Below are 19,214 nucleotides of genomic sequence, written 5' to 3' on the forward strand. Positions count from 1 at the left end.
TCATGCACGACGACACAGCGTTTGTCTGTGGGTTAGTCGTCCCCTGTTTACATGAGTGATGTCAGATGGGTTAGTTTTGTTAAAGCTTGGGTTTATGCCATACGCATCCGAACGTACTTTTTAGCTCAATAAGGCATTGGCATTGAGCAGGTGGCGTGATAAACTTAGCTCTTGGACACCATGTCCGTCAGTTTTTAAAAGGTATTATGATGAGTGATGATTTATATCTAAAAACCCATTTTCCAAACCACCTTGCCAATCGCACCGAAAAACAAGCGGCGGCAGGGGCGAAACTTCCCAAAGACCTAAGCAGACGACTTGCCCACTTTACTCACTTGACCCATCTGTCCACCCCCCTACTGTCAGGTGTGTTGGGCGAGCTTAGTAGTCAGGTACAAGTGGCGTATGCTCATGATGATAAAATCACCTTAGCACTACCAACCATCACATCCGCCAATCATGTACGTTATCTACATCAAGAATGTCTGTCGGCACTGCATGAACATCCAGCATTTGGGCAGTTTTCAAAAATGGGGGTCATTGTCAATCACAAAATTCATCAGCGTGGTAGCGGTCAAATTACCGCCCAAACCACCTTAGAAAAACCATTAAGCGAAAACACGGTGCGAACTATAACACAGACTGCCAAACTTGTCATCAAAAATCCAAGTTTACAGGCGTCCTTCATCAAGCTTATTCAGACCGCCGCCACCAAAGAATGATAATTATTCTTAAATTTGGGTCTTTTACGGTCTTTTTGTAATCTTATGTAAAGAAATCCGCCCATTTTCACGAAATTTCCATAAAATTCTCATAAAAGCTCTGTGCAAATCCCCCAAAACCCCCACAAACACAAAAGCGAGCTACTGTCAGCTCGCTTTTACTTTGTTACACGCCATTTTGATTAATTTTTAGCTTTATTACACTAATTTTTCAGTCAGTTTGCCGAAATTTAAATCGCCCAAATTTTTGACTTAAAATCCTTCATTTTTTAGGGGATTTTTGGGCGGAATGAAGGCTATCGGACAGCTGTTTTTGTCATAATTTGTTACAATTTCATAGGCACTGTCATCTGCCAATACCGCTCGAATGAGTGCGTTATTTAGGGCATGACCTGATTTGTAGGCGTTAAATTTACCGATGATGTTATGCCCAATGACGAACAAATCGCCCACCGCATCTAGCATTTTATGGCGGACAAATTCGTTAGGATAACGTAGCTCGCCATTGACCACCGATGTCTCATCCAGCACCACGGCATTATCCATGCTACCGCCTAAGGCAAGATTGTGCTTTTTGAGCATCTCTAAGTCTTTTAAAAAGCCGAACGTGCGAGCCTGCCCTACTTCACGGGCGAAATTGGCGGTACTAAAATCAAGCGACGTGGTCTGCTCGGTCGCTTTGATGGCAGCATGATTAAAATCAATCTCAAAATGCATCAAAAAACCGTCATCATAAGGGGCAAGCTCCGCCCATTTGTCTTCATCAGTCACGCGCACGGTTTTTTTGATTTTCAAAAAGGCTTTGGGAGCGGGCTGTTCTGCCACGCCTGCCTCGTCAATCAAAAACAAAAACGGTGCTGCCGAGCCATCCATAATCGGAATCTCAGAGGCATTGACTTCTATATATAGATTATCCAAACCGCACGCTGACACCGCTGAGAGCAAATGCTCTACCGTGCCAACTCGTGCATCGCCCGCCACTAAGTTGGACGACATCATTGTATCTTGGATAAGCGTGGCACTCATGGGAATGTGGGCGTTATCAAGGTCAGTGCGTACGAACACAATACCCGTGCCGATGGGAGCGTCTCGCAAGGTGAGCGTGACTTCCTTGCCACTGTGTAGTCCTATGCCAGTGGCAGTGATGGGTGTGGCTAGGGTGCGTGCAGGATAATAGTTAATGTCGGTATTATTGTTCATGATAAGCTCATCTGTCTGGATATCACGCATTTTATCATCTGATGACAGGTTTGTCATCATGGCGGACATGAATGGGGTGTAATGACAATGATTGGTAAAATTAATAAAGACATGCTAAATGGTGCCAGTGGTAAATTTTTGTACCAATGCATGAATGCCATTTAGGGCAGGCTGATAATCAGGGGCGTATAAAAACAAAGCGAGCACGATGATGTAGAGCATGACATATCGCAGGGATTTTTTACGTTCAAAAAACTTTAATGCCGTGCCTGATGATTTTTTGAGTTTAAGCCCCAGCACATTGACGCTGTATATCTCATCTAGCACCAAATGCACCAACGACCCGATGAACAAAAATCCTCCAAACAGCCAGCTGACTTTGGCGGTCATGCCAAAGCCATAAAACGCCCCATAGATGGCAAACAGTCCACACATCGCCATGTATGGCACCGAATGCACCATACCCCGATGAACGGTGAGATGGCTAAACAGTCCTATCACGCCATAACGCACAACCACGAACGCCCCACCCCACACCATGAGTGCCTGCCCCACTAGCTGTGTGCCTGTGGTCTGATGGGCGGTGTACAAAATGGCGGTGAGCGTGGCGACAAATAACGACATGAGCGTAAAAAATCGCTTGGCAGGAATGGATGTTTCAAGGTCAATATCAGGCAACAGCCCACCAATAACCCCTATCGCCAAACAAAAAATCGCCGTACCAAAGCCAAATAACCCACCCACAAAGCCAAACGTGGCAAGGGCAGTACTGGCAATGGCAGCAACGGTCAAATGCGTGGTGAAATTTGCCATAAAGCGAAAAACCTACCGACATAACAACAAATCCCCAAGCCGTAACTTGGGGATTTAGAATTTGGCACTCCATAGGGGATTCGAACCCCTGTTACCGCCGTGAAAGGGCGATGTCCTAGGCCTCTAGACGAATGGAGCGTAAAACTTAACCAAACCAACACAAGATTGCTCAAAGAGCGTGCCTAGGTGCTTGTGTTTTCTACTTCTAAAAAGAAGTGGTGGAGCTAAGCGGAGTCGAACCGCTGACCCCTTGCATGCCATGCAAGTGCTCTACCAACTGAGCTATAGCCCCTTTGTTAAGGTGGGCGTATTATATAAAAGAGCCTGTGCTTTGTCAAATAATTTTTTAAAAAAATTTTAAAAAAACCGATAAATAATTGAAAATTATCGGTTTTTAATTACATTATTCTTGATTTAAAAAATTCGGCAAAGTTTTATTCACTTCTTCTAATTTTTTGAGTTTCTTTTTACCAAGTCCGCCCAGCACTTCGGCGGCGTGGCGAAGGCGAGCCAAGGTCATGTCCGCACCGATGACATACATGGAGTTCATGACAGGCGTGCTAGACGTTGAGCCTGCAATCCCCACAAAAAACGGCTGCATAAAGTCTTTTAACTTAATCTCAAAATGCCCTGCCAAGCCTTTTAGGGTCTGATAAATGTTATTCTCGCTCCACTCGGGCAAGGCTTCTAGTTGCCATGTGGCAAGATAGAGAATTTCAAGTAATTTGTCGTTATCCAGCGATTTATGGATAAAATCGTCCGCCGTAACGTTTGGCAAATTTTGAAAATAAAACCCTGCCCAATTTACCGCATCAGACAACACATTAATGCGTGGCTGAATGGCTTTGGCAATGGCGGTCAGCTTATCATCATCGCTTGCCCACGCCAAAATCTTCGCCTTCAACTCGTCCGCACTCATCGCACGCAGGTATTCGCCATTGAGCCAGTAGAGTTTTTCAATGTCAAACACAGGTCCACCCAGAGAGACACGCTTAATATCAAAGCTCGCAATCATCTCATCCAAGCTAAATTTCTCCGCTTCGTTTGGCAAGCTATACCCCATACGACCCAGATAATTCATCAAGGCTTCTGGTAAAACGCCCGCATCACGATAATAAGTGATGGAAGTTGGGTTTTTGCGTTTTGAGAGTTTGGATTTGTCGGGGTTACGCAGTAGGGGCATATGGCACAATACAGGCATTTCCCAACCAAAATACTCATACAAAAGTTTGTGCTTGGGGGCGGAGTTAATCCACTCTTCGCCACGAATGACGTGGGAAATTTGCATTAAATGGTCGTCCACAACATTGGCAAGATGATAAGTCGGCAAGCCGTCTGTTTTTAGTAGAACCTGCATATCGACCGTTTCCCAAGGAATGCTAATCTCGCCACGAAGCATGTCATGAATCACGCACTCGCCGTCTGTCGGTACACGCATACGAATGACAAAGGGCTTACCACTCTCGGCAAGTTTATCGCTCTCTTCACGGCTCAGATTGGCATAACGCCCGTCATAACGCACAGGCAAGCCTTGGGCTTCTTGCTCTTTGCGCATTTGGTCTAGCTCGTCTGTCGTGCAAAAACAGCGAAAGGCATGACCTTTGTCCAGTAGTTCTTGGGCGTATTTTTTGTAAATCTCGGAACGCTCGGACTGGCGATACGGGGCGAACTGTCCGCCCACGTCAGGGCCTTCGCTCCATGTCAAACCTGCCCATTTTAGGGCGTTTAAAATCATCTGCTCGGACTGGGTGGTAGAACGGACTTGGTCGGTGTCTTCAATGCGTAGGATAAACTCGCCCCCTTGCGATTTGGCAAAAACCATATTAAACAAGGCAATATAAGCCGTGCCAACGTGCGGAAAGCCAGTTGGGGACGGGGCGATACGGGTGCGAATGGGTTTGGTTGGATTTGTCATGGGATTTCTCAGAAAAATTTGGGATATGATACCAAAATTTGGCTTAGTTTTCAGCAGGGCGTGTTGAACTTTTTTATTTGCAATGAAAAATAGGGGAAATCGCCCATTTTTCAAGGAAAAGATGCAGACTGATAGCCATTCTATCAGGCAAGTTTTTATTATAAAAAACCAGATTTAGCCATTTTTCATGCAAAAACGTACTTTTATTTCTAAAAATTTGCAAATTGTAAATAATGTTATAAAGGTTCAACACGTCCTAGCCTTATCAAGTATCAATCTCGCCCCTATCGGCAAATGGTCAGACAAATCAGACCACGGCACACCGCCATAGACTTGGGCGGATAGGACGGTCAAATGCCGTACATAAATGCGGTCAAGGCTTATCATGGGAAACTTGGCAGGGAAAGTCGCAGGGTGTTTGCCATGCTTGGTATAAAAGACTTCGGACAGTCCCAAATCCGCCATAAACCGCCCCGATTTTTTCGCCCAATCATTAAAATCCCCCGCCAAAATGAGCGGTTTGTCCTTGTCAATCTCGCTGTTGATATAGTCACTGATTGCCTTGTATTGCTTGGTGCGGTCGGCTTCTAGTAGGTTTAAATGAGCGTTTAGCACCACCACAGGCACGCCCCAACCGTCAGGGGTTATCTCGCTATGCAAAACGCCCCGTTTTTCTAGGCGTGAAACGGTGATATTGACATTGTGCTTGGGGTCTAGTCGGTGGCGTGAAAGCGTGGCATTGCCGTGATTGCCGTGCGGGTAGCGGACGTTTTCGCCATAACTGTGCGACAGCGACAAATATTCGCCAAACCACTCATGGTGCGACTGGTCGGGGTATTCGTTAAAAGAGACGGCTCGTTTTAGGTTTTGCCCTTGCACTTCTTGCAGACACAACACATCAATCGGCAAATCCGCCAACGCTTGCCCCATGCGTTGGAGCTTGACAAGGCGGTTTAAGGGCGACATGCCTTTATGGATATTATAAGAAACAACGTGAATGGGAGTCATGTCTTTGCTTTTAAAAATTCAAACAGTAAAAGACAAACATACCACGCTTTTATGACAAAAGCAACCTACCCCACGTCCACGCTACTCCTTGCAAAAGTGCGTTGTTATCCTTATTATAAACCCAAATTCTAAGCCCAAAAATTTTTAGGAACACACCCATGATTGATTTTCACACACAAGCCCTAGATGAGCGTTTACGCCTTGTGGATTTTGACAGAACAGACGCCAGCACACTAAAAGCCTTAGTGGAGCAAGATTTAAAAATTGCTGATGAGTTTTTGGATAATTTGCCAAGCACCGATGAGCCAACGACAGCCCTTGACATCATCGGTCGGTTTAACCGCCTAAATCTTAACCTAAACCGCAGTTTTGGGATACTCTCCCACCTAAACAGCGTGGTGTCTAGCCAAAAGATTCGCACCGCTCATCATGACGTACTGCCTGCCTTGTCCGCCTTTTCTACCAAAACAGGGCAATCGGTGGGGCTGTATCAGCTTTATAAACTTGTCAATGATAATTTAGAAAAGCTAGAAGCAGACAACGCCCTAACACGAGCGGTAGAGCTTGCCTTACAAGACTTTACGCTGTCTGGGGTTGCCTTAGATGACGACAAAAAAGCACGCTTTGCCGAGATTTCTGCTCGCCTGTCGGTACTGTCCGCCAAATTCTCGGACAACGCCCTAGACGCAACCCAAGCCTTCGCCCTGCCCTTGAGCCAAGCCCAACTGTCCGGCATTACCCCAAGCGGTCTTGCCCTACTAAAATCGGCAGGCGACACCTATAAAGCCAAGCACCCCAATAGCGTACTGGCAACCGACTATGTCGCCACGCTTGATATCCCCATGTATCTGGCGGTCATGCAGTACGCCGATGACCGCACCTTGCGTGAGACGCTCTACCACGCCTATAACACTCGTGCCAGTGCCGTGTCTAGCTATGGACACACCGAATTTGACAATGGTGACATCATGAGCGAGATACTCGCCCTACGCCAAGAAAAAGCCAAACTGCTCGGCTTTGACGACTACACCCAAGTATCCTTGGCAAGCAAAATGGCAAATGATAAAGATGAGATTGAAACCTTTTTAAAAACGCTCGCTCATCACGCCACGCCCTTTGCTAAGGCGGATTTGGCGGACATGGAGGTTTTGGGCAAAACGCTTGGGCTTGATAAGATTGAGCCGTGGGATACACCGTATTTAGCCGAAAAAATCCGCCTTGAAAAATACAACCTAAACAGCGATGAGATTCGCCCTTATTTTCCACTCCCTGTGGTGCTTAGCGGTTTGTTTGACATCATCGGCAAGCTCTTTGGCGTGTCCTTTAAGGAGCGGACGGCAGACGTACCACGTTGGCATACGGACGTGCAGTTTTTTGAATTGCATGACAAAAACGGCTTGATGGGCGGGCTGTATCTTGACCTATTTGCTCGTACAGGCAAGCGTGGTGGGGCGTGGTTGTCAGGCTTTCAAGAAAAGCATAAAGACAGCCAGATTGAACAACTTCCTGTCGGCTTTATCGTGGGTAATTTCTCGCCTGCGGTGGGCGATTTGCCAAGCCTTTTAACCTTTGATGAAGTTACCACGCTGTTTCATGAGTTCGGGCATGGCTTGCACCATTTATTGACCAAAATCACGCTCTCGGACGTGGCAGGCATCAGTGGTGTGGAGTGGGACGCTGTGGAATTGCCCAGTCAGTTTATGGAAAATTTTGCCATTGACAAAGACGGCATTGCTCTCATCAGTCGCCATGTAGAGACAGGCGAACCCTTGCCCCAAGATAAATTGACCGCTCTGCTGAACGCCAAAAACTTCCAAAGTGGACTACAAACCTTACGCCAGATAGAGTTTGGATTGTTTGATTTACGCATTCATGGCAAAGGGCTGTCGGGCTATGATGAAATTTTGGCGGTGCTAGACGGCGTGCGTGATGAAATAGCCGTCATCAAACCGCCTGCCAGCAACCGTTTTGCCAACACGTTTAGCCATATTTTTGCAGGGGGCTATGCGTCAGGGTATTATTCTTATAAATGGGCGGAGCTGTTGTCGGCGGACGCTTTTGGCAAATTTGAAAGCAGTCAAAACACCGCCACGCATGGCGTATTTGACCCTGCCATTGGTAATGCCTTCAAAAGCGAAATCCTACAAATGGGCGGTTCTCGCCCTGCCAAGGACAGCTTTGTCGCCTTTATGGGGCGAGACACTGACATGGGAGCGTTACTGCGTCATAGTGGGTTTGTCAAATAGTCAAATCACGGCAAGCAACCATTGCACAAATGCACAAATGGGGGTAAAATCTACCCCCATTTTTATTGAAAAACACCATGAGATACCAATCCACCCGCCCAAAACGCCAATTTCTTGCAGGGGTCAAATGCACCCAATGCAAAGCGACCGATACCACCGTGCAGGTACAGATTTTCACGCCAGAGCCTGATGAGTACATCGAGTGCGTGGCATGTGGGCATACAGCACGCCGACCCACCGCAGACGACCTGCCCCAAATCCAAGCCACCACCGAAGGGGCGATGACAGAGAGCGTGGGCGTGGTGCGTTTTGTAAAATAGTCATCAGATGTCGCCCTACCATGAATTTGAGTCAAAATTTGTGCTTTTTGTCTTAATTTTGTTGTAAAAAGCTGAAAATTCTTGTAAATTTTGATATAGTACAGCAATATTTGTTGGCAAGCACCCCATCAGCACCATCAGACTCGACTTGTATCAAAGTCAGTCAAAGCCCGATGAACGCCCCTGCCATCCATTAGCCCCATTTAGCCAATAAGATAGGTTTCCCATGTCAGAGAAAAAAGACCCGAACGAGATTAATTTTGATGATGAATTTTTGGACATTGATTTCGGCAATGCCGACCTCAATGCCAGTACCGACACGACTGCTGATGTTGATTTAAGTGCCGAATTTGACGAGCTGTTTGACCAAAACACTGCCAACACCGCTAGCTCTGACATTGACTTGACCATCAATGAGCCTGTGGGCATCGCCCTATCTGATGTAACCGTGGCTGATAATGCCACTGGCATTGATTTAACCCACGCTACCAATAACACCGCCCAAGACGATTTTTTCAATCAACTAGATGACCTAAACCAAGCCAACACCCCCACCGACGTGGCAAACGACAACGTCGATACCGCCCTACTGGGTGCAGGAGCAGTCGCAGGGGCGAGTGTCGCCAGTGGTCTCGGACAAGACAAACCTGCCCAAGATAAGCCTGTTAAAGAAGAATTTTTTGGTAAAAAAGATGGCTCACCCAAAACTCCAAAAATGACCAGAACCAAAGCCCCTAAAGCTCCAAAACCTGCCAAAAATAGTGGCAACAAAAGCGACTTGACAGGGCTACTTAGCGACCCTAAAAAGCTCAACAAGCTCATCTTAGGCGGTGTGATTGCCCTAGCCCTGATTGGCGTGGCACTCTACATGGCGATGAGTGGTGATGAAAGCAGTACCCCTGATGTCGCTCCTGCTCCTGCTCCTGTGAGTACGCCTGCCCCTGCCGAAGAGACCGCCCCGCCTGCCACTGACAGCACCGAAACTCCTACTTCGCAAAGCGAAGGCGATGTGGCAAGTGATACAGCAACTACCCCTGTGGCAAGTGACAGCGTGCTACCTGAGATTAAACCCGTGGTTAATCCCGATGAGATTCTAAATGCTGAGATTCCAAGCGACCCTGCACTCATCAAAGAAGAGATTGACCGTTTGGCAGACAAAGATGCCCAAATCGCTGAACAAGAAAAACTCATCCAAGATCAGCTGACCCTAATGGAAGATTTGACGACCGCCAAAGCTGAGCAAATCGCCCTACTCGAAGCCCAAATCGCTGAACTTGAAAACCAAAAAAACAGCACCGAGACCACCGCTCCTGCCAGCGGACAGTAAAGCACCCACCAAAAACAAAGCCCGACAGATGTTGGGCTTTGTTTTTGGTTTTGATTTATCAATTTATAAATCAATTTACAAAATCCGTATCGCCTGCTCTCGCTTCTCTAATGCCTTGCCTTCTAGTACCGATTTGGCGACGTGGCGTTCTTTGTCATTATCAAAGCCCAAGATATGCCAACTTCTCCCTAGGTCGGTGATGACTAAGGTGTCATTTATCAGCTCAATACAAGCATTCTCGCTCAGTTTGACGTTTTGCCCCTGTGCGATAAAGGCACGATTTTTGATGATAATCACCCCTGTGGCGATACGGCTTTGGTATTTTAGGCGGTTTTTGTAGATATTAAAACCAAAAATCAGCACCGCAAACACTGCCATCATCCCAATGGTAATCTGTACAGGAGCGGTCATGGCAACCACCGCCACACATATCGCCAACACAACAAGCACCCCTGCCATGACAAAGACAGGGTTCGACTCGGTGCCGTTTAGCGTGATAGACACGCCATCATCGATGACTTTTAGCATTACCAGTCCAACGCTTGTTTTTGGAGTTCAAAAATCTCTTTAATACCAGACTCGGCAAGGTCAAGCATGGCATTTGCCTGCTCACGGGTAAAATACTTATCTTCTGCCGTACCCTGAATCTCGATAAACCCGCCTGCTTGGGTCATGACCACATTCAAATCGGTATCGCAGGTCGAGTCTTCGCTATAATCCAAATCCAAATACGCCCGTCCGTCCTTGATACCGACTGACACCGCCCCCACCAGTCCGATGAGCGGGTCTGTGGTAAGCCTCTTGTCTCGTTGTAGACTCTCTAGGGCATCAATGAGCGCCACCGCCGAGCCTGTAATGCTTGCCGTGCGTGTACCACCGTCCGCTTGTATGACATCACAGTCTACATAAATGGTGTTCTCGCCCAGTTTTGACAAATCCAGCATGGCACGAAGCGAGCGACCGATAAGACGCTGTATCTCTTGGGTGCGTCCTGACTGTTTGCCCTTAGTCGCTTCACGTTGAGTGCGTGTGCCTGTGGCTCGTGGGAGCATGCCATATTCGGCAGTGAGCCAGCCTTGCCCTTGACCTTTTAGCCAACGTGGTACGCCTTGCTCTATGCTGACGTTGCATAGCACTTTGGTGTCGCCATAGCAGACAAGCACTGAACCTTCGGCATGTTTGGTGTAGTTGCGGATAAAGCTGATGGGACGTAATTGGGATAATTCACGGTTGTCGTGTCGCATGATGTGCCTTTATAAAGTAAAATTTGGACTATTGTAACAGTTTTTGCCCCAAAACAAAACCGCCCAACCCAGAATATCCCCATTGGCAATATTCAGATTGGACGGATTTTTAAGCGTTATGAATTTTTAACTTATCACGCCTTTTTATCCTCTTCTAATTTACGCAAATCCTTACGCAAGATTTTACCAACATTAGATTTTGGCAACTCATTAATGAACTCAACATATTTGGGGCGTTTATAGCCTGTTAGATTCTCTTTTGCCCATGCGATGACTTCTTTTTCTGTTAGGCTGTCGTCTTTTTTGACCACATAGACTTTGACCAGCTCGCCACTATGCTCATCAGGCACGCCAATCACGCCACATTCTAGCACTTTGGCGTGAGCGGTGATGACTTCTTCAACTTCGTTAGGATAGACGTTAAAGCCCGACACCAAAATCATGTCCTTTTTACGGTCAACGATTTTGACAAAGCCCTGCTCGTCCATCACACCAATATCGCCCGTCTTAAAGTAGCCGTCCTTTGTCATGGTCTTCTCGGTCTCATCGGGGCGGTTGTAGTAACCTGCCATGACCTGCGGGCCTTTGATGGCAATCTCGCCTGCCTCGCCCATTGCCACTTCTTTGCCGTCATCGTCCAATAGGACAATGTCGGTATTAGGAAATGGAATGCCAATTTTGCCGGTGTAGCTCCCTGGCGGATTTATCGTGGCGACAGGCGATGTCTCAGACAGCCCATAGCCTTCAACGATGTAAGTACCCGTGAGCTTCTCCCATGCTTCTGCCGTGCTTGGTAACACCGACATGCCCCCGCCAAGCGATAGACGTAGGTTGGTGTGGTCAAGGTTTTTAAAGCCTTCATGATGAGCCAACGCATTAAACAAAGTATTGACCGCAGGGAAGAATACTGGACGATATTTGGCAAAATCTTTGGTCAAAGCATCAAAATCACGAGCGTTGGTGATAAGTAACAAGCTAAACCCCATCTTCAAACCAAGCATGGATACCGTAAATGAGAAAATATGATACAAAGGCAACGCCGTGGCGATGTATTTACCCGTCAAATCTTCATCGGCAGGAAAGACCTTTGTTACAAACGTCATGCACTGCTCAACGTTAATCACAAGGTTCTTATGCGTGAGCATCGCCCCTTTTGCCACGCCTGTCGTACCGCCTGTGTATTGTAGCACCGCAATGTCATCAAGCGACAGCTCGGGGCGGACATAGCGACTTGCCGATACTGCCGTTAGGGCATCTTTAAAACTCACGGCATTGGGAATATTCCAACTTGGCACCATTTTTTTGACATGGCGGACGACCAAATTCACCAAAATGCCTTTGAGTCCCATCATGTCGCCAATGCTCGCCACAATGACATGCTTAACCTGCCCTTTGTTTTTGACCTTTTCAAAGGTATGAGCAAAGTTCTCCACGATGAACAACGCCTTTGCCCCGCTGTCATTAAGCTGATGTTCTAGCTCATGCGGTGTGTACAGCGGATTGACATTGACAAGAGTCAGACCTGCCCGAATAATGCCCATCATCGCAATCGGATACTGCAAAATATTTGGCATCATCACCGCCACTTTGTCGCCCTTGACCAGCCCCAGCGACTGCAAATAACTGGCAATCTGACGGCTGTATGTATCAAGCTCACGATAAGTAATGGACGCCCCCATACACGTTAGGGCGACTTTATTGCCATGTTTGGCAAAGTTCTGCTCAAAGCTGTCAAGCAGGGAATTGACACCGTCTGGCACCTTGACATTAATATCAAGCCCATTATCGGCGTAGGTTTTCACCCAAGGACGGTCGGCAGGGACACTAAAATTTTGCATGATTCTTCCTTAATATTCTAAAATGGAATGTATTGGCAGTAAAATCGGTCAAATTGCTCAAAAATTAATCACAATCAGATGCTTAAATGTAAGCAAATATTACGCTATAAAATACACCATTTTTGCCAAATTGCCAAATGATTTTTGTTTGAAAGGGCAAAATTTTTGTAGTGATTATGTTGTTTGTGGGGTGTTTATAAAAATGCTTGATAAGCGATTGATGAGAAAATAAAAGATAAAAAAGGTAAAGTAGCACAAGGCACGCAGATGATGCCAAAATCAAAAGCAAAGACCCCTATTTTTATTAAGTCAAAGCCAAAGATAATGCCTTATAAAGTCCAATTTTTAAAAATTGGTAAACTTTAAAGGATAAAAATAGGGCGATGGTTTGATAGACGAATCCCAAATTCGTTGCATGTTCAATGCTAAGGCAACAATGCCAATTTAATTCGCCTTGTGCTACTTTGGGTTTTGGGTAAAATGGGCTTTATAGGTCAAAACCCATTTCCCCAAAATCGGTTATCATGGTTTTACGGTCAATAACTCATCAATGATTGTCTTAAATTCATTTGGCACAATGATTTTAAAATTGGCAATCTCATTTTTTATGACAATGAGTCTTTCGGTTTCGGCTTTTACTTTTTCGTTTAACAGCATTTGGCGTTCGTGAGAGCGTTTATTATACTCTTCTTCATAAGCCACAAGCGATTTATTTTGAAATTCACGGAATTTGGCTTTATAGGCATTGACCGTACTTTCATGTTCTCTATGCTCGGCTAATAGATAGTTTTGTAATTGTTGTAATTCATCTAGCTCATACAATGGCGTGTGATGAATTTTAAATACCTGTTCGCCCACTTCTTTAAAACTAATGCGTTCTTTTTTGGTAAGGCTTGTGCGGATTTTATCAAAGTTATGAATAAATTTGCCAACATGAGACGCTTTGGCTTCGGCAGTCTTATAGGTAATAACATCAGATAATGGCAATGTCAAAAGATAATCTTCCATATCCACATTGATTAAGCGTTGCAATTCTAACATATCAATACCTGCCAATAATGAATCTTGCTCATCTCGCACTTGTTTGATTTTGATGTTAATCATGTCAAGCCTATTGTCTTTCTCTTTAATGGCACTTCTAAAAAAGGCAGAAATGGCGTATAACTTACCAATATTGGCAAGTTTGCCGTCAATATCATTAACCTTTTTAAAGTTATCCAATGCTTCACCGTCAAGGCTAGATGTGTGCGTTTCTAGGTTGGTAATCTCATCTTGAATTGGTTTAGGGTTTCTTTGATACTCTCACAGATATAATTGGCTTCTGATGAAGTCAAACCTGATGCATTAAAATAGGGGTTTTTGGTTAATAGTTTGTGGGTTAATTCTTGGCTCATCATAATAAAATCCTTAATCAATTTAAAAATACTATGGCTATATTAACGAAAGTTAAACGTTAAATCAAGACACAAATTAAATTATCTATCTTCGCTCATTTAACTTTAATAATTCATCTTTTATTCTTTTGGCATTTTGATAAACATCATCACAAAGCACAATCTCATCATCACCGCCAAAATGCGACACATTGGGCAAGTCTTTTAAAAATTCATCAATATCATCAAGCGTTAAAAATCTGCCGTGCAAATCAAAACCGACATTTAAAATCTTGCCTTTTACCTTTGCCATGCGGTCGTGAATATGCCCGTGCAAATGATAATAGCCCTTATGACAGCCATCCCATTCATCAATGGGATAATGGAATAAAATCAGCGTGTGTTTTGTTTCTTTAAAAGTTAATTTTAAATAATCCTGCACCGATGATAATAATGGATTGCCGTCATTTTTGGTTTGGGTTAAAAACTGCTCTTTGTGCCGTTTGATTAAATTATCGTGATTGCCCAAAATTAAATGGTGTTTGCCATTTAACTGATTTAACACTTTTTCAATCTCTGTTAAATCGTGGCTAAATGACACATCGCCCAAATTATAGACCACATCATCAGGGGCAATGGTCGCATTCCAAATTTCAATGAGTTCATCATTCATTTTATCCAAACTTTCAAAAGGTTTGCGAAAAGTCGGACAAAATTTAACAATATTTTTATGGCTAAAATGTAGGTCGGAAGTAAAATAAATCATCAAGTTTCCTTAAATTGTAAGGTGCGTATTACGCACCGTTATTAGGTGTGATTGGTGCGTGGTACGCACCTTACGGATTATGATTGTTTCATAATCGCCCCAAAAATTCTTGAATAAACGCAATTTTATTAAGTTCTGATAACTGATTAAACTTCTCTTTATTATCCTTAATATAATCAATCAACGGATAATATTCTTCATCGACATTTCTTTTATCCAATTTTCGCCCAAGATTGGTGGCATTACTCCGCCCCAAAAATTTGGAAATCAAATAATAAGGTGATTTAAGTTTAAACAACATTTCTTTGCTTGCATTATCAAACACCATAAAACCTTCGTGTTCTACGGTTTTTAATAAGGCTTTTAATTCGCCAAAGGCAATGGATTTTATCATTTGCGGGCGAGTAATTGTAATACCGCTACCAATGGCATTTTGTTCGGCATTAAACTTATCGGCAATGGCGTTTAATTCATTTTCATCAAATTGTCGCCCGCTCGCCACATCAATAATCCCAATCAAAGTTTCGCCAAACACTTCTTTGATGATATGCACATCTTTTTCATCGGTAATTTCAAATAAAAAGGTGTGGTTGGGGTATTGTTTAAACAATGGCTCATATTTTTCACAATGAGCCTTATTCATTTTGGCAAAGTCGCTGTCCAATGACCCTGTGGTAGAGTACAATACTTGATGATTAAAACTGGCGTGATAGCTTGGGTGCGTTTCATCAAGTGCCACATAAGTACACACGCCCAAAAACCCATTAACCTTTAATACCGCATCCACCAAATGATTATCGTCTATGCTAATGGGATATTTGGATTTTTTGGCAATGCGTTCTGAATAATTAAATACTTTTTTAAAGGGGCGAACAATGATATTGTTATATTTATCAAGTACTAATCCACGCATTTCAAGTAAGGCATTGTCAAAAGTATTATTAAAAAATACATCTCGCTTGTATTTTAAGACAAACAATTCTGGATAAGTTTTGGATTGTTTGATGATAAAATTTCTTTTGCCGTATTTTAAATACTCGTCGCTAATATAACTTTGGCGGTTTTCGTCAAATGGCAATTCTTTTTTGTTGTCAAATTGGCTCATTTTTTCAATATCGGATTTGATGTCATCGCTCATTGGGCGGATTGGTTCAATATGAATTTCATCACGAAGTTGATTATTGTTTAATTTGACATAAGCAGACAATACATCGGCTCGTTTGACATTATGCACATTGTCAAAAAAATTATGCAAACGATAAATTTCTGTAACCAGTCCTTTTTTACGAGCCGATTGTAAAAGATGAATACAAGACGATGATTTTTGGTTGGTGTTAGAATTGACAATCAGCATATCCAAAGACGGATTTTCTTTGGCTTTTTTAAAGGCGGTTTTCATTGTTTCATCATTGATTTTAATCGCCTGCTCCACACGCTTAGACGTCCAATGATAAACGCCATTTTCATCAATCAACAGTTTGTCATTTTCAATATGGACGATTTCGCCATTTGGAAATTCTTTTTTAAATTCGGCGATTTTTTGTTCGGCAAAGGTGGATTTGCCAGACCCTTGATGACCACGAATTAGGATAAATTTTTGCATTGGAGTTTCCTTTTAATAAAGGTTAGTTTAACTTTTATTATCCAAATCTTGTGCCAACTTGGGAAATTTTGGGGAAAATTGTTTTTAAGTGTTTGATTTTAAATGAGTTAAAATTTTAACATTGGATAAAATTTAAAATTTACTTGTTAGATTTTTGGAAAAATTATATAATATTGGATAGATTTATATCTAAAAATATAATAAATTTATTGCAAATTAATGTTGGATGAACGCCAATTATGCGGTAAAATAACTAAAAAACAACTCGGAGCAAACTATGCAACTTTCCCAACATACAAGCCCCCAAAGCCCCAGAATACAACAAATCATCTCATTAGCTCATACACTATCAAGTGAACAACAGCAATCAGCTTTGGAATATTTGTCTTATTTGGTTTGGCAAAATGAACAAAAAGCAATCATTCAAAAATCCACCAAAGCACCCATACAAAAAGGGCGTTTTGATGATGTTTTTGGTGTCTTGACAGCCAAACAAGGCGTAACCATTGAAGAGATGAATGAAACCATTGAAGAATATGGTAGTGAAAATTATGACTAATCAACAAATGATTGCCCTAGATACCAATGTTTTAGTGCGGGTTTTTGTCAATGACCCTGACAGCCCAGAACAAAATACACTAGCAAGAAATTTGATTAATCAATATGAATTTGTTTATATTAGTCAAGTGGTGCAAGCAGAATTTGTTTGGGTATTAAAAAGAAGATTAAAATTTGAAAGAAGCGACATTGTCAAAGTATTACAAATTATTGCCAATCATCAAGCCTTTGTTTTGGAAAATAAAGAAAGATTTTTAAATGCCTTAGAATTATATAAAAATAACTCAGCAGATTTTGCTGATTATTTAATTGTAAATTATGCACAAACAAATGATTGTCAATTTTTTACTTTTGATAAAAATTTATTAAAAACCAAAAATATTAGCATTTTCTCACCTTAAAAACTCCTATGAAAAAATCCGTAATGCTTGGCTTTCTTGGTACGGTGTTGGACGATGGATTTAGCCAAAGACGACACGCCAAATGGCGACCCAATGTCAATGTGCATAAGGTAATGGCGTTTGACCGTGTGGAGCTGTTTATTTCACCAAAATATGAACGCCTAGCTCTGCAAGTGGTGGCGGACATTAAGGAGATTCGCCCAGAAACAGAAGTCAATTTGGTGGATATGCCACTTGACAATCCGTGGGATTTTAGTGAAGTGTATGAAAAACTCGCCAGTTGGGTGGACAGCTATCCTTTTGATATTGAACAAGAAAATTATTTTACTCACATCACCACAGGCACGCACGTTGCCCAGATTTGCCTGTTTTTACTGGTGGAAAACCGCCAAATTCCAAGCCTACTTTTGCAGACCGCCCCGCCCAAAGACAGCCCTTGCCAAGTAGAGACGATTGATTTGGATTTGACTCGTTATGATGCCCTAGCCAGTCGCCTAAGCAAGGTCAAGGACGATGCGGTGCGGTTTTTGAAAACCGACATTGCCACCAAAAATCCCACCTTTAACGCCTTAATCGGACAAATTGAACAAGTGGCGATGGGCTCAAAGTCGCCCATGCTGATTATGGGGGCGACTGGGGCGGGCAAATCGCAACTGGCACGGCGAATTTATGAGCTTAAAAAGGCTCGGCATTTGGTGGCAGGAAGGTTTGTGGAGGTTAATTGTGCGACTTTGCGGGGCGATATGGCGTATTCGGCTCTGTTTGGGCACAAAAAAGGGGCGTTTACAGGGGCGATGACGGCACGGGACGGCTATCTTTTGACCGCTCATCAGGGCGTGCTGTTTTTGGACGAGATTGGCGAGCTTGGGGCGGACGAGCAGGCGATGCTTTTGACTGCGTTGGAAGACAAACGCTTTTATCCGATGGGGTCAGATACGCCTGTACACAGTGATTTTTGGCTCATTGCAGGGACAAATAAGGATTTGAAGGCGTGTGTGCGGGCGGGGACATTTCGGGAAGATTTGTACGCCCGTATTAATGTTTGGCAATACACCCTGCCTGCCCTAAAAGACCGCAAGGAAGACATCGCCCCCAACATCGCCTATCAGCTTGACATTGCAGGCTTTGAGCTTGGGCGGAAAGTGCGGTTTGGTAAGGGGGCGTATGAGCGGTATTTGGCGTTTTGTATGAGCGATGGGGCGGTTTGGCGGGGCAATTTTCGGGATTTGTCGGCGAGTATTTTACGCCTTGCGACTTTGGCAAATGATGGCAAAATCAATGATGAATTGGTTAATGATGAAATTGGGCGTTTAAAAGAATTATGGGCGGACGATGACAATCAACTTGACAAAAAGTCCAATATTAACCCCGAATTGTTAAACAAAATCAATGCCCAACATTTAGATGAATTTGATAAAATGCAACTGTTAAATGTCATTACACTTTGCCAATCCCACCCCACAATGGCAAGTGCAGGACGGGCGTTGTTTAACCATTCACGGCTGGATAAGGCAAGTGGTAATGACAGTGATAGATTAAGGAAATATTTGGGGCGGTTTGGGATTAGTTGGGGGGAGATAAAGGCAAAATAATATACACACTATTTCTTTAAGTTATATACTTGTTTTGCTAAAATATGTTTGTAAAATAAGGTTGTATCACATCCACTCAACACGGAGATTTTTATGAAAAAGTTGCTAAAACCGCCAGTCATCGCCCTAGCCTTATCATCGGTATCTGCCTTAGCGTGTGAAAAACCGCAGGTAACGGGATATACTTCTGTGGATTGTCTTAAAGACGGCTTGGCAAAAGTCAAACAAAACGGCAAATGGGGGTTTATTGATAAAACAGGTAAAGTGGTTATTCCCATTCAATATGAT

19 protein-coding genes and 2 tRNA genes are annotated in these 19,214 nt (G+C 43.6%); 8 read left to right on the forward strand and 13 right to left on the reverse strand.

The window, feature by feature from the left end; translation table 11 throughout:
- The first annotated feature begins 155 nt into the window (after positions 1-155).
- The gene (locus K941_RS16000) at positions 156-722 is read left to right on the forward strand and encodes a hypothetical protein (protein WP_147287532.1); all 567 of its coding nucleotides are present in this window, start codon (positions 156-158) and stop codon (positions 720-722) included.
- A 252-nt stretch (positions 723-974) separates the two neighbouring features.
- Here the strand turns inward: K941_RS16000 and lpxC are convergent, their stop codons facing one another.
- The 6 genes from lpxC to K941_RS0112670 all read right to left on the reverse strand — a co-directional run bounded on the left by lpxC (position 975) and on the right by K941_RS0112670 (position 5,658).
- Positions 975-1,922: a UDP-3-O-acyl-N-acetylglucosamine deacetylase gene (gene lpxC, locus K941_RS0112645; protein ID WP_051226093.1), complete on the reverse strand. Its 948-nt coding sequence runs from the start codon at positions 1,920-1,922 to the stop codon at positions 975-977.
- A 114-nt stretch (positions 1,923-2,036) separates the two neighbouring features.
- Entirely contained in the window at positions 2,037-2,735 is a 699-nt protein-coding gene (locus tag K941_RS0112650; protein ID WP_029103869.1) for a metal-dependent hydrolase, read from the reverse strand.
- Positions 2,736-2,797: 62 nt separating this feature from the next.
- Positions 2,798-2,873: transfer RNA gene (locus tag K941_RS0112655), tRNA-Glu, on the reverse strand.
- 78 nt (positions 2,874-2,951) lie between these two features.
- Positions 2,952-3,027: transfer RNA gene (locus tag K941_RS0112660), tRNA-Ala, on the reverse strand.
- Between the two features lie 111 nt (positions 3,028-3,138).
- Positions 3,139-4,650, reverse strand: coding sequence for a glutamate--tRNA ligase (gltX, locus tag K941_RS0112665; protein WP_029103870.1), 1,512 nt, complete (start codon positions 4,648-4,650; stop codon positions 3,139-3,141).
- Between the two features lie 246 nt (positions 4,651-4,896).
- On the reverse strand, positions 4,897-5,658 hold the full coding sequence (locus K941_RS0112670; protein WP_029103871.1) for an endonuclease/exonuclease/phosphatase family protein: 762 nt from the start codon (positions 5,656-5,658) through the stop codon (positions 4,897-4,899).
- 158 nt (positions 5,659-5,816) lie between these two features.
- On the opposite strand from K941_RS0112670, the gene K941_RS0112675 reads away from it, so the two are divergent.
- The 3 genes from K941_RS0112675 to K941_RS16615 all read left to right on the forward strand — a co-directional run bounded on the left by K941_RS0112675 (position 5,817) and on the right by K941_RS16615 (position 9,551).
- Positions 5,817-7,904: a M3 family metallopeptidase gene (locus K941_RS0112675; protein WP_029103872.1), complete on the forward strand. Its 2,088-nt coding sequence runs from the start codon at positions 5,817-5,819 to the stop codon at positions 7,902-7,904.
- Between the two features lie 77 nt (positions 7,905-7,981).
- The gene (locus K941_RS0112680) at positions 7,982-8,224 is read left to right on the forward strand and encodes a YheV family putative metal-binding protein (protein WP_029103873.1); all 243 of its coding nucleotides are present in this window, start codon (positions 7,982-7,984) and stop codon (positions 8,222-8,224) included.
- A gap of 226 nt (positions 8,225-8,450) precedes the next feature.
- Positions 8,451-9,551 carry a flagellar basal body-associated FliL family protein gene (locus K941_RS16615; RefSeq protein WP_029103874.1) on the forward strand — a complete coding sequence of 367 codons (1,101 nt, stop codon included), beginning with the start codon at positions 8,451-8,453 and terminating at the stop codon, positions 9,549-9,551.
- Positions 9,552-9,626: 75 nt separating this feature from the next.
- On the opposite strand, the gene K941_RS0112690 is transcribed toward K941_RS16615, so the two are convergent.
- The 7 genes from K941_RS0112690 to K941_RS0112725 all read right to left on the reverse strand — a co-directional run bounded on the left by K941_RS0112690 (position 9,627) and on the right by K941_RS0112725 (position 16,375).
- Positions 9,627-10,079 (reverse strand): hypothetical protein, encoded by a 453-nt coding sequence (locus K941_RS0112690; RefSeq protein ID WP_029103875.1) that lies wholly within the window; start codon positions 10,077-10,079, stop codon positions 9,627-9,629.
- The gene (gene rph / locus K941_RS0112695; RefSeq protein ID WP_029103876.1) at positions 10,079-10,795 is read right to left on the reverse strand and encodes a ribonuclease PH; all 717 of its coding nucleotides are present in this window, start codon (positions 10,793-10,795) and stop codon (positions 10,079-10,081) included. The genes K941_RS0112690 and rph overlap by 1 nt, the downstream gene beginning before the upstream one ends.
- Before the next feature lie 134 nt (positions 10,796-10,929).
- Positions 10,930-12,633: an AMP-binding protein gene (locus K941_RS0112700; RefSeq protein WP_029103877.1), complete on the reverse strand. Its 1,704-nt coding sequence runs from the start codon at positions 12,631-12,633 to the stop codon at positions 10,930-10,932.
- Between the two features lie 522 nt (positions 12,634-13,155).
- Positions 13,156-13,854, reverse strand: coding sequence for a hypothetical protein (locus K941_RS16010; protein ID WP_208854387.1), 699 nt, complete (start codon positions 13,852-13,854; stop codon positions 13,156-13,158).
- Between the two features lie 32 nt (positions 13,855-13,886).
- Positions 13,887-14,030: a hypothetical protein gene (locus tag K941_RS17645; protein WP_208854388.1), complete on the reverse strand. Its 144-nt coding sequence runs from the start codon at positions 14,028-14,030 to the stop codon at positions 13,887-13,889.
- Between the two features lie 82 nt (positions 14,031-14,112).
- Entirely contained in the window at positions 14,113-14,772 is a 660-nt protein-coding gene (locus K941_RS0112720) for a phosphoesterase (RefSeq protein WP_036388476.1), read from the reverse strand.
- Positions 14,773-14,860: 88 nt separating this feature from the next.
- Positions 14,861-16,375 carry an RNA ligase gene (locus tag K941_RS0112725; protein ID WP_029103880.1) on the reverse strand — a complete coding sequence of 505 codons (1,515 nt, stop codon included), beginning with the start codon at positions 16,373-16,375 and terminating at the stop codon, positions 14,861-14,863.
- Positions 16,376-16,652: 277 nt separating this feature from the next.
- Here K941_RS0112725 and K941_RS0112730 point away from each other — a divergent pair, with 277 nt between their 5' ends.
- The 4 genes from K941_RS0112730 to K941_RS16015 all read left to right on the forward strand — a co-directional run.
- Positions 16,653-16,934, forward strand: a complete 282-nt coding sequence (locus tag K941_RS0112730; protein ID WP_029103881.1) for a hypothetical protein — start codon at positions 16,653-16,655, stop codon at positions 16,932-16,934.
- Positions 16,927-17,334: a PIN domain-containing protein gene (locus K941_RS0112735; protein WP_051226080.1), complete on the forward strand. Its 408-nt coding sequence runs from the start codon at positions 16,927-16,929 to the stop codon at positions 17,332-17,334. The genes K941_RS0112730 and K941_RS0112735 overlap by 8 nt, the downstream gene beginning before the upstream one ends.
- Before the next feature lie 8 nt (positions 17,335-17,342).
- The gene (gene rtcR / locus K941_RS0112740; RefSeq protein WP_029103883.1) at positions 17,343-18,926 is read left to right on the forward strand and encodes an RNA repair transcriptional activator RtcR; all 1,584 of its coding nucleotides are present in this window, start codon (positions 17,343-17,345) and stop codon (positions 18,924-18,926) included.
- Between the two features lie 93 nt (positions 18,927-19,019).
- Positions 19,020-19,214, forward strand: a 195-nt coding sequence (locus K941_RS16015; protein ID WP_036388477.1) for a WG repeat-containing protein, incomplete at its 3' end; no start/stop codon positions are given.

It is taken from the genome of Moraxella caprae DSM 19149 (genome assembly GCF_000426885.1).
Classification (GTDB): domain Bacteria; phylum Pseudomonadota; class Gammaproteobacteria; order Pseudomonadales; family Moraxellaceae; genus Moraxella; species Moraxella caprae.

What these genes read in the sequence shown, in the direction of transcription:
- lpxC (WP_051226093.1), bottom strand. Translation starts at nt 1,922, where the DNA reads ATGAACAATAATACCGACATTAACTATTATCCTGCACGCACCCTAGCC.
- K941_RS0112650 (WP_029103869.1), bottom strand. Translation starts at nt 2,735, where the DNA reads ATGGCAAATTTCACCACGCATTTGACCGTTGCTGCCATTGCCAGTACT.
- gltX (WP_029103870.1), bottom strand. Translation starts at nt 4,650, where the DNA reads ATGACAAATCCAACCAAACCCATTCGCACCCGTATCGCCCCGTCCCCA.
- K941_RS0112670 (WP_029103871.1), bottom strand. Translation starts at nt 5,658, where the DNA reads ATGACTCCCATTCACGTTGTTTCTTATAATATCCATAAAGGCATGTCG.
- K941_RS0112675 (WP_029103872.1), top strand. Translation starts at nt 5,817, where the DNA reads ATGATTGATTTTCACACACAAGCCCTAGATGAGCGTTTACGCCTTGTG.
- K941_RS0112680 (WP_029103873.1), top strand. Translation starts at nt 7,982, where the DNA reads ATGAGATACCAATCCACCCGCCCAAAACGCCAATTTCTTGCAGGGGTC.
- K941_RS16615 (WP_029103874.1), top strand. Translation starts at nt 8,451, where the DNA reads ATGTCAGAGAAAAAAGACCCGAACGAGATTAATTTTGATGATGAATTT.
- K941_RS0112690 (WP_029103875.1), bottom strand. Translation starts at nt 10,079, where the DNA reads ATGCTAAAAGTCATCGATGATGGCGTGTCTATCACGCTAAACGGCACC.
- rph (WP_029103876.1), bottom strand. Translation starts at nt 10,795, where the DNA reads ATGCGACACGACAACCGTGAATTATCCCAATTACGTCCCATCAGCTTT.
- K941_RS0112700 (WP_029103877.1), bottom strand. Translation starts at nt 12,633, where the DNA reads ATGCAAAATTTTAGTGTCCCTGCCGACCGTCCTTGGGTGAAAACCTAC.
- K941_RS17645 (WP_208854388.1), bottom strand. Translation starts at nt 14,030, where the DNA reads ATGATGAGCCAAGAATTAACCCACAAACTATTAACCAAAAACCCCTAT.
- K941_RS0112720 (WP_036388476.1), bottom strand. Translation starts at nt 14,772, where the DNA reads ATGATTTATTTTACTTCCGACCTACATTTTAGCCATAAAAATATTGTT.
- K941_RS0112725 (WP_029103880.1), bottom strand. Translation starts at nt 16,375, where the DNA reads ATGCAAAAATTTATCCTAATTCGTGGTCATCAAGGGTCTGGCAAATCC.
- K941_RS0112730 (WP_029103881.1), top strand. Translation starts at nt 16,653, where the DNA reads ATGCAACTTTCCCAACATACAAGCCCCCAAAGCCCCAGAATACAACAA.
- K941_RS0112735 (WP_051226080.1), top strand. Translation starts at nt 16,927, where the DNA reads ATGACTAATCAACAAATGATTGCCCTAGATACCAATGTTTTAGTGCGG.
- rtcR (WP_029103883.1), top strand. Translation starts at nt 17,343, where the DNA reads ATGAAAAAATCCGTAATGCTTGGCTTTCTTGGTACGGTGTTGGACGAT.